The organism is Mesorhizobium sp. M6A.T.Ce.TU.002.03.1.1 (genome assembly GCF_003997275.1).
GTDB lineage: Bacteria > Pseudomonadota > Alphaproteobacteria > Rhizobiales > Rhizobiaceae > Mesorhizobium > Mesorhizobium mediterraneum.
The window spans coordinates 1-9,118 of record NZ_RZTI01000182.1 but is presented as its reverse complement, the minus strand read 5'-3'; the positions used below and the strand labels follow the sequence as shown (position 1 = coordinate 9,118).

Sequence of the window (9,118 nt, the reverse complement as noted above, 5' to 3'; positions counted from 1 at the left end):
TTCCTGCGTCTTGGGATCGGCGGCCATTTTCGCCATGTCGGCGGCATAGTCGGTGCCGTGATATTCGAAAGTGCTGAACAGCAGGTGCTCCGGCTCCTTGAGGTAGATGGAATAGTTCCTGATGTTGCAGGCGGAGATCATGGCCAGCACATCGGGCCAGACGGCTGCGTGAAGCCGCACATACTCGGCGACCTTTTCCGGCTTGAGGCCGAGCACCATTCCCATCCGCTGCATGTCCGGCTCCCTATTTCGTTATGTCGGTCGTGAATTCCGCGATGCTCTTCGCTTTGACCGCGTCCCAATCCCAGTCGATGCCGATGCCGGGCTCGTCCGGCGCCAATGCGTACCCGTCCTCGATGCGCATTTTCTTGCCGGTCAGATCGTCAAGCTGGGGAATATACTCGACATATCGGCCGTTCTGAACCGCGCAGGTCAGGCTGACATGCAGTTCCATCAGGAAATGCGGGCAGACCGGGATATCGAACGCCTCGGCCGCATGCGCCACCTTCAGCCAGGGCGTGATGCCGCCGATGCGGCCGACATCGACCTGCACGATCGAGCAGCCGCCTTTTTGCATATATTCGCGGAAATGCCGGATCGAATAGAGCGACTCGCCTATGGCAATCGGCGTCGACGTCGCATTCGACAGCCGCACATGGCCGTCTATGTCGTCTGCCGGCAGCGGCTCCTCGATCCAGGCGAGGTCGAGGTCGCGCAGCCGCTCCGCCCGACGGATCGCCTCGTCGACCGAAAAGCCCTGGTTGCAGTCGGTCATGATCTCGTAAGCATCGCCGACTGCCTGGCGCACCGCACCAAGCCTGGCAAGATCCTCGGAGCCGTGCGGCCTGCCGATCTTGACCTTCGAACCGCGAAAACCCTTGGCTTTGGCGGCCAGCGCGTCCTCGACCAGCGCCTCGGTCTCGATATGCAGCCAGCCGCCTTCGGTCGTGTAGAGCGGACAGCGGTCCTTGGCGCCGCCGGCGAGTTTCCACAGCGGTAGCTCCTGTTTCTTCGCCCGCAGGTCCCAAAGCGCGGTATCGATAGCCGCCAGCGCTATGGCAGTGATGGCGCCGATCGTCGTGGCGTGGGTGGCGAATTCGAGCTCGTGCCAGATCGCCTCGATCATGTCTGCATCGCGCCCGATCAGCCGCGGCGCAAGGTGATCGGCCAATAGCCGCATTACCGAGGAGCCGCCGGTGCCGATCGTGTAGCTGTAGCCGGTGCCGACCGCGCCGTCGGCGTCGGTGATTGTGACGATCGGCGTTTCCTGGCTGACAAAACTCTGGATCGCATCGGTGCGCTTGACCTTCGGCACCAGGTCGACCATCCGCAGTTCGACTTTTTCGATCTTGGCCATGACGTCAACCTCGCAATGTCTTGCCGGTATCGGCAGAAAACAGATGGGCCTGCGACAGGTCCAGGCTCATTTTCACCCGGTCGCCGGCCTTCAGCGGTTTCGGATTGAGCATGCGCGATACCCAGTCACTGCCGTTGAATTCGGCGAACACCAGCGTCTCGTTGCCGAGCGGCTCGGTGACGGTCACCGGCAACTCCAGCTGGTGGACATCGGCGTCCTCGCCGGAACTGATGCCGTGTCCCGTCGGATAGATATCGTCGGGCCTCAAGCCGAACACCACTTTGTCGCCGGTTCCGACACTGGCTTTGAACTGGCTGGGCAGAGGCAGTCTCTCGCCACTGGCGAACAGCAGCTGTTCGTCGTCGATCGCTGCCTCATGCAGATTCATCGGCGGCGAGCCGATGAAGCCCGCCACGAAGCGCGTCTGGGGCCGGCGGAAGACCTCGTCGGGAGTGCCGACCTGCTCGATGAAACCGTCGCGCATGATGACGATGCGGTCGGCGAGCGTCATCGCCTCGACCTGGTCGTGGGTGACATAGATCACCGTCGATTTGACCTTGGCGTGCAGCTTCTTGATCTCGGTGCGCATCTGCGTCCGAAGCTTGGCGTCGAGATTGGAAAGCGGCTCGTCGAACAGGAAGACGTCGGGATCGCGCACGATGGCGCGACCCATGGCGACGCGTTGGCGCTGTCCGCCCGACAGCTGTGACGGGCGGCGGTTAAGCAATTGGTCGAGGCCGAGAATGCCTGATGCCTCGGCGACACGGCGGTCCATTTCCTCTTTCGCCGCGCCAGCGATCTTCAGCGAGAAGCCGAGGTTTTCGCGCACGGTCATGTGCGGGTAGAGCGCATAGGACTGGAACACCATCGAGATGTTGCGCGAACGCGGCGGCAGATCGTTGACCATGCGGCCGCCGATCTCGATGACGCCGTCGCTGATCGCCTCGAGGCCGGCGATCATGCGTAGGGTTGTCGACTTGCCGCAGCCGGACGGACCGACCAGCGCGATGAACTCGCGGTCGGCGACCTCGAGGTCGATGCCGTGCACGACCGCCACCGGGCCGTAGTTTTTGGTGAGTTTCTTCAGGGATACGGTTGCCATGTCAGCCTTTCACCGCGCCGGAGGTGAGACCGCCGACGAGATGTTTCTGGACGATGAAGGTAAGCGTGAGAGCCGGTATGATCATGACCACGGCCAGCGCGCACATGCCGCGCCAGTCGATGGTGAACTCGGCCGTATAGTCGAGCAGGCCGACCGGCAGCGTCTTGGAGTTGATCGAGCGCGTCAGCTGCGAGGCCAGCGCGAACTCGTTCCACGAGGTGAGGAAGGCAAAGATGCCGGCCGAGGCGATGCCAGGCCCGGCAAGCGGAAACTCGACCTGCCAGAAGGCCTGCCAGCGCGTGCAGCCATCGATCTGCGCGGCCTCGGCGAGATCTTTCGGCACCTGGCGGAAAAAGCCGTCGATCAGCCAGATGGTGAAGGGCACGTTGAGTGCGACATAGACCAGGATCAGGCCGAAATGCGTGTCGATTATGCCGAGCCGTGCAAAGACGAAGAACAGCGGCAGCGACAGCGCGATGCCGGGCACTGTGCGCGTCAGCATCAGGCTAAGGAACATCGCCGACTTGGCACGGAAGCGATAGCGCGCAAAGGCATAGCCGCCGGCCATGCCGATGGCGATGGCGATCACCGTCGAGGTCACCGAGATGATCAGCGAATTGCGGAAATAGTCGAAGACCGGGATGCCGCCCTTGCCGACGCCGCTGAACATGGCGATGTAGGCATCGAGTGAGAGCTCCTGCGGGATCCACACCGGCGGCTTGGCCATGATCTCGACAGTCGGCCGCAGCGACGACAGCACGATCCAGATGCCAGGCAGGCAGATGACCAACATGGCCAGGAACAATCCGATGCCGTGAGCGATGCCGAGCGCCTTGTTGCGGACGCGATGCAGGCTGTTCTGGTCCATCCTCACCACTCCGCCGCGATCTGCGTGCGCGCCGCGGCGAGCTTGCGGTAGAAATAAACGGTGAACAGGATCGAAAGCAGGATCGAGAAATAGGCCATGGCGTTGGCCATGCCCATCCTGGCGTCGCTGTAAGCGGTGCGGGCAACGAGCGTCCAGACGAGCTCGGTGCGGCCGGCGGGACCGCCGTCGGTCATGATCTTGACGATGTCATAGGCGCGCGCGACGTCGAGCGAGCGGATGGTCATTGCGATGAAGGCAAACGGCATGATGAACGGCCAGGTGACATAGCGGAATGTCTGCCATGGCGTGCAGCCGTCGACGCGGGCCGCCTCGACCGGCTCGCGCGGCATCGCCAGCAACCCGGCAAGGATCAGGATCGCGAACACGGAAGTCGACGACCAGATCTCGGCGGTGAGGATGGCAATAAAGGCGAGATTGCCGTCGATCAGCCACGGGATGGCGCGGTCGGTCAGGCCGAGCGCCTGCAAGGCGTTGTTCACCAGGCCGATATTGTCGTTGAACATGAATTTGAACTGGAAGCCGACCAGGATCGGCGAAAACATCATCGGAAACATCATGATGGTGCGCAGGATACGTTGTCCGCGCGACGCCTTCTCCACCAGCAGCGCCAGCCCCAGCCCGATCAGCATTTCCAGATTGAGCGCGACCGTCAGCAGCACCACGGTGCGGGCGAAGGCGATCCAGAAATCCCCGTTGCTCAGGATGTTGACATAGTTGCGCGCGCCGATGAAGACCCAGAGTGTCTCCGGCTTGGTCAGCCGGAACGGCGTGAAGCTGGAGTAGAGCGAAAGCAGCAGCGGCAAGACCACCACCGCCGCCAGCACGATGACCGCCGGCAGCAGGAGCAGCAATGGCGGTGAGGGTCTCCAGCCTTTCATGTCGATCCGGTTCTGGTTAATGCCCGGATGCCGAAGGCCGCCATCGGCGAACTGGGATCAAGACAAAGCGTGTTGCGCATGGTTCAAAAAATTAGGGGCGCCGCTCTTCGATAAGCGCAGCGCCCCATGGGAAGATGTCAAAGCTTGCCGGCGTCTTCGAGGATCTGGGTGGCCTTGGCGGCAGCGTCGTCCAGCGCCTGCTTGGAGGTCTTGTCGCCGAGGATGGCCGCCTGCAACTCGGGATAGACGGCGTTGGAAATTTCGATCCATTCAGGTGTCTGCGGTACGGCGAATGCGTGTTTCGCTTGTTCCTGGAAAGCCGCCAGCACTTCCGTCTTGTAAGGGTCGCCGGCCGCTTGCTGAATGTCCCAGTCCCACACGGCCGTGCGGGTCGGCAGCGGTCCGCTTGCTGCTTCAAGCTTCTGGCTGTCCTCGTTGGTCAGGAACCACACCAGCGACGCCGCAGCTTCCTTGCTGGCGCAGTTTTCGGTGACCGAAAATCCGTGATGCCCCGACCAGCCGGTGCGAATGCCAGCCGAACCTTTCGGCGCCACCTTTACCCCGACATTGCCGGCGACCTTCGATGACTTCGGATCGTTGAAGAACCCTGCCCAGCCCGGCCAGTCGAGGTTGATAGCGACCGTGCCCGAGGCAAAACCCTGGCCGAGATCGTCCCAGAGATAGTTGGTGGTGCCGGCTGGCACCGCCTTGGCCTTGTAGAGATTGACGAACCAGTCGAGCGCCTGCACGCCTGCCTCCGAGTTGAAGGCGGGCTTGCCGTCCTTGTCGAGATATTCGCCGCCATCGGCGATGAGCATCTCGTAGAAGCGGCCGTTGATCGCCTCTTCCTTGCCGGCGAACTGGGTGCCGTAGAAATCCGGTGGGCTGGCGAAGAATTCCGCCTGCTGGGCAACCTCGTCCCAGGTATCTGGCGGCACCAACTCCGCACCGTACTTGGCCTTGTAGGCGGCCTTCTTGGCTTCGTCCTGGTAGAGGCTCTTCTGGTAGTAGAGCGCCGAGACATCGAACTGCGCGCGCGGCAGCATCACCAGCTTTCCGTCGAGCGTCGAGGCCTTGATCGTCGACGGCACGAAGGCGGCGACCTCCTCCTTCGGCAGCAGCGCGTTGAGATCGGTGTAGATGTCAGGATATTGCGGCGCGAAGGACGAATGGTTCGAGCCGACGCACCAGTTGATGCTGCCGGACGCGATGTCCGACTTGATTTCCTTGTCGAGTTCGAAGTGGTTCTTCTTCGAGATCACGTTGACCTTGGCACCGGTCAGCTTTTCCCATTCGCCGATGCGCGCGTAGAGCCCTTCATATTGCTGGCCGCCAATCAGCTTGGCGTCGATGGTGACGCCGTCGAACTTGCCGGGCAGTTCGGCAGCAAAAGCAGCGCCCGCGCCAAGCGCAAGCAGCGCCACGCCGGCCGACAGGCCGTAAAACAATCTGGTCATTTGGTTCCTCCCAACGGCCTGCGTCGGCGAACTCGTATCGATCCGATCTGCAGCGCTTCATTCATATACAAACAAAACATTTATGCAGTCGTCAAGTTGAAAGTTCTTTCCGGATGCGGGCCATTGTGCGTATATGAAAGCCGAAATTCACTGGGGAGCGATTATGGCGGAGGACGAGGACGATGACCGATATCGTGCCCCGGCGCTGGACAAGGGGCTCGACATTCTCGAGCTTCTGGCCGGCGTCGACGGTGGCCTGACGCAAGCGGAAATCGCCAAGAAGCTCGACCGCAGCCCCAACGAGTTCTACCGCATGCTGGACCGGCTGGTGCGACGGGGCTACGTCACGCGGCCCGACGGCGATCGTTATTCGCTGACGCTCAAGCTGTTTGGCCTGGCGCAGTTGCACGCGCCGGTGCGACGGCTGGTTTCCTACGCGACGCCGCTGATGCGCGAGCTTGCCGAAACCTCGCAGCAGGCAAACCAGCTTGTCGTCTTCGACCGTGGTTCCGCCGTGGTGATCGCGCAGCAGGAGGCTCCTGACTATTGGGGCATCTCGATCCGCGTCGGCTCGCATATCAGCCTGTTCGATACCGGATCGGGACATGTGCTGCTGGCCTTCCGCTCGCCGGAAGAGCGGCAGATGATGATCTCCGAACATCTGCGCAGCACCGACAGGCCGCCTCAGTCACCGGAGTTCTTCGCCCGCCTCGACCAGGTCCGCGAGCGCGGCTATGAGATGATGGCGTCGCTGCAGACCGCCGGCGTGTTCAATCTGACGGCACCCGTTCTTGGCTCTGACGGCAGGGCAATCGCGGCGCTGTCGATCCCCTATATAACGCTGGTCAATGCCCCAAAGGCGCCCGACATCACTAGGACAATCGAATTGCTGCGGGCGGCGAGCGAAAAACTCTCGCAACTGGCGGGATCGGCCGTCAACTCGAAGTGAATTCTTATTTGAATGAAGAATTTCTCCGTGAGATGATCCTGAAACGCCAGAGGAGGAGCGCGCCGTCATGATCTTCGATACCCATCTGCACCTGATCGACCAGTCGGCGCTGCGCTACCCCTGGCTCTCCGGTGTGCCGGCGCTCAATCGCGACTTTTCCCACGACGAATATGCAGTCCAGGCTCGCCGTGCCGGCATAGAGGGTGCGTTGCATATGGAGGTCGATGTCGATCCCGCCGACATCGAGGCCGAGACCGGTCATGTGAAAGCGCTGTCACAACAGAGGGCTAGTCTGCTGCGCGGGGCAATCGCCTCCTGCCGACCGGAAGAGCCTGGCTTTGCCGCTTATCTCGAGCGCCAGCGCGCCAATCCCTTCGTCAAGGGTTTTCGCCGTGTCCTCCACGTCATGCCGAATGAGCTTTCGGAGGCCGCGCTGTTTCGCGAGAACATCAAGCGGCTTGCCGGCACCGGCCTGACCTTCGATCTCGTCGTTCTGCCGCATCAAATCCCAAGAGCGATCGCACTCGCCGATCTCGCGCCGGATGTGCAGTTCGTGCTCGACCATTGCGGCGTGCCCGACATCAAAGGGGATGGTGAGCACCCATGGCGCGAGCATATGACGGAGATCGCGCGGCGTCCGAACGTCGTCGGCAAGATCTCCGGCGTGGTCGCCTATGCGGATGCCGGTTCATGGACCGTCGATACCCTGCGCCCCTATGTCGAGCACACCATCAAATGCTTCGGCTGGGACCGCGTCGTGTGGGGCAGCGACTGGCCGGTCTGCACGCTTGGCGGCGGGCTGGCGACCTGGGTTGCAGCGACGCATGCGCTGCTTGGCGGCGCAAGCGCCGAGGAACGGCAAAAGCTGCTCTCCGCCAACACGAAGCGGCTGTGGAGTTTGTAAGCCGCCTCAGATTGTCGCCGATACGTGCCGCTCGCGACCGTAAAGCGAAACCAGCAGCACGATGACCAGACCAAGTGCAGCCTGCACGGTTGAGGGCCGGAAGCCAAGGCCGATCAGCAGCGTGTTGATCTCCGTCAGCACCAGCACGCCGGCGATGGTGCCGAAATAATTGCCGCGGCCGCCGACAAGGGCGGCGCCCCCGACCACGACCGCCGCGATGGTCTGGAACAGATAGGGCTGGCCGACATCGCCATAGGCCGAACCGGTGAAGCCGAGCAGCAGCACGCCAGCCGCGGCAGCAAAGAAAGCGCTTGCCGCGTAGGTCACCGTCCACATGCGGACCGGATCGATCAGCGCCAGCGGGGCTGCACCGGGGTTGCTGCCAAGCGCGTAAAGGCGGCGGCCGTAGGCCGTGCGCGCCAGCACCAGCGCCACCAGCAAGGTCAGCACCGCGACGCAGGGCACCAGCGCCGGCACCGGCAGCGGTCCGACCGAACCGCCGATCGAGACGAAGGCGGAAACAGCTGCAGGCGCCGATCCGGATGGAAAGCCGCCGGTCCACAACAGCACGGCGCCTTGCACGATCATGCCAACGCCAAGCGTGACGATCAGCGGGTGGATGTCGAGCCCGCGCGAGATCAGGCCGTTCAGCGCCCCGATCAGTATGGCGAGCACGCCGACAATGACGCAGACAAAAGCAAAATTCCAGCCGGCGCCGTAGAGCTGTGCCGCAACGACATTGGCGAAGCCGATGATGAAGGGGATCGACAGGTCGATGCCGCCGAGAATGACCACGAGCGTTTGGCCGATCGATGCCACCGCCAGCAGCGAAGCGATGACCAGCAGCGCGCGGATGGCGAACGGCGCGGAATACCCCGGGATGAGCAGCGTGCCGACAATCTGCAAGGCGGCAGCGACCGCAAAGGCGCCTGCGACGCGGGCATTGGTGGACTGAAACCAGGTCTGGCTCATGCTTCTCAGCCTTTCCGTCCGGAGAGCCGTTCCTGCAGCGCCGTCATGATGACCGCTACAACCAGAATGACGCCATAGGCGATCTGCAGCACATAGGTGGAGACGTTGAAGGCGGTCAGCACGCTCTGCAGCAGGAAGATATCGATGGCGCCAATCGCGGCGCCCAGAAGACCGCCGCGCCCGCCGGCAAGGCTGACGCCGCCGAGCGCCACCGCCGCGATCGCGATCAGCGTGTAGGTTGGTCCGATGTTGGGATCGGCCGAACCGATCAGCGCCGTCAGCATCAAGCCCGCGCAGGCGGCGAGAATGCCGGTCATGACATAGGCGATGAAACGGACTTTGGTGACCGGAACGCCGGCCGTGTAAGCGGCGCGGTCATCGCTGCCCACCGCCATCAGCTGGTCGTAGTAGGGGGTCTGCCGCACCAGCCACCAGAACAGGAAGATCAGCGCCAGCGGCAGTGCCGACCACGGGCCGGCCATCGCCTTCAGCCAGCCCGGCGCCGGGCCGATCGGCGCCGGCAGGATGGTCAGCGTCATCCCGGTCAGGATCAGATAGGTGCCAAGCGTCGCGACGATCGGCTGGATCCGAACGACGGTCGCCAGAAAGC

The 9,118-nt window shown here is 62.8% G+C and carries 10 protein-coding genes; 2 read left to right on the top strand and 8 right to left on the bottom strand.

The genetic code is table 11. From position 1 onward, the window contains the following. The 6 genes from EOC93_RS30850 to EOC93_RS30825 all read right to left on the bottom strand — a co-directional run. Positions 1-234 (bottom strand): L-rhamnose mutarotase (locus EOC93_RS30850; protein ID WP_127206515.1); only part of this gene is annotated, 234 nt, incomplete at its 3' end. A 10-nt stretch (positions 235-244) separates the two neighbouring features. Continuing rightward, positions 245-1,357: a mandelate racemase/muconate lactonizing enzyme family protein gene (locus EOC93_RS30845; protein ID WP_127206514.1), complete on the bottom strand. Its 1,113-nt coding sequence runs from the start codon at positions 1,355-1,357 to the stop codon at positions 245-247. A gap of 4 nt (positions 1,358-1,361) precedes the next feature. After that, positions 1,362-2,459, bottom strand: coding sequence for a sn-glycerol-3-phosphate ABC transporter ATP-binding protein UgpC (ugpC, locus tag EOC93_RS30840; RefSeq protein WP_127206513.1), 1,098 nt, complete (start codon positions 2,457-2,459; stop codon positions 1,362-1,364). A gap of 1 nt (position 2,460) precedes the next feature. After that, positions 2,461-3,327, bottom strand: coding sequence for a carbohydrate ABC transporter permease (locus EOC93_RS30835; protein ID WP_127206512.1), 867 nt, complete (start codon positions 3,325-3,327; stop codon positions 2,461-2,463). 2 nt (positions 3,328-3,329) lie between these two features. Next, positions 3,330-4,226: a sugar ABC transporter permease gene (locus EOC93_RS30830; RefSeq protein ID WP_127206511.1), complete on the bottom strand. Its 897-nt coding sequence runs from the start codon at positions 4,224-4,226 to the stop codon at positions 3,330-3,332. Between the two features lie 137 nt (positions 4,227-4,363). Then, positions 4,364-5,683, bottom strand: a complete 1,320-nt coding sequence (locus tag EOC93_RS30825; RefSeq protein ID WP_127206510.1) for a sugar ABC transporter substrate-binding protein — start codon at positions 5,681-5,683, stop codon at positions 4,364-4,366. A 163-nt stretch (positions 5,684-5,846) separates the two neighbouring features. On the opposite strand from EOC93_RS30825, the gene EOC93_RS30820 reads away from it, so the two are divergent. Beyond that, positions 5,847-6,632, top strand: a complete 786-nt coding sequence (locus EOC93_RS30820; RefSeq protein WP_126103502.1) for an IclR family transcriptional regulator — start codon at positions 5,847-5,849, stop codon at positions 6,630-6,632. 67 nt (positions 6,633-6,699) lie between these two features. After that, on the top strand, positions 6,700-7,536 hold the full coding sequence (locus tag EOC93_RS30815) for an amidohydrolase (RefSeq protein WP_127206509.1): 837 nt from the start codon (positions 6,700-6,702) through the stop codon (positions 7,534-7,536). Positions 7,537-7,542: 6 nt separating this feature from the next. On the opposite strand, the gene EOC93_RS30810 is transcribed toward EOC93_RS30815, so the two are convergent. Together EOC93_RS30810 and EOC93_RS30805 are read right to left on the bottom strand one after the other, a co-directional pair. Beyond that, positions 7,543-8,508: an ABC transporter permease gene (locus tag EOC93_RS30810; protein WP_126103500.1), complete on the bottom strand. Its 966-nt coding sequence runs from the start codon at positions 8,506-8,508 to the stop codon at positions 7,543-7,545. A gap of 5 nt (positions 8,509-8,513) precedes the next feature. After that, on the bottom strand, positions 8,514-9,118 hold a 605-nt coding region (locus EOC93_RS30805), incomplete at its 5' end, for an ABC transporter permease (RefSeq protein ID WP_164759346.1).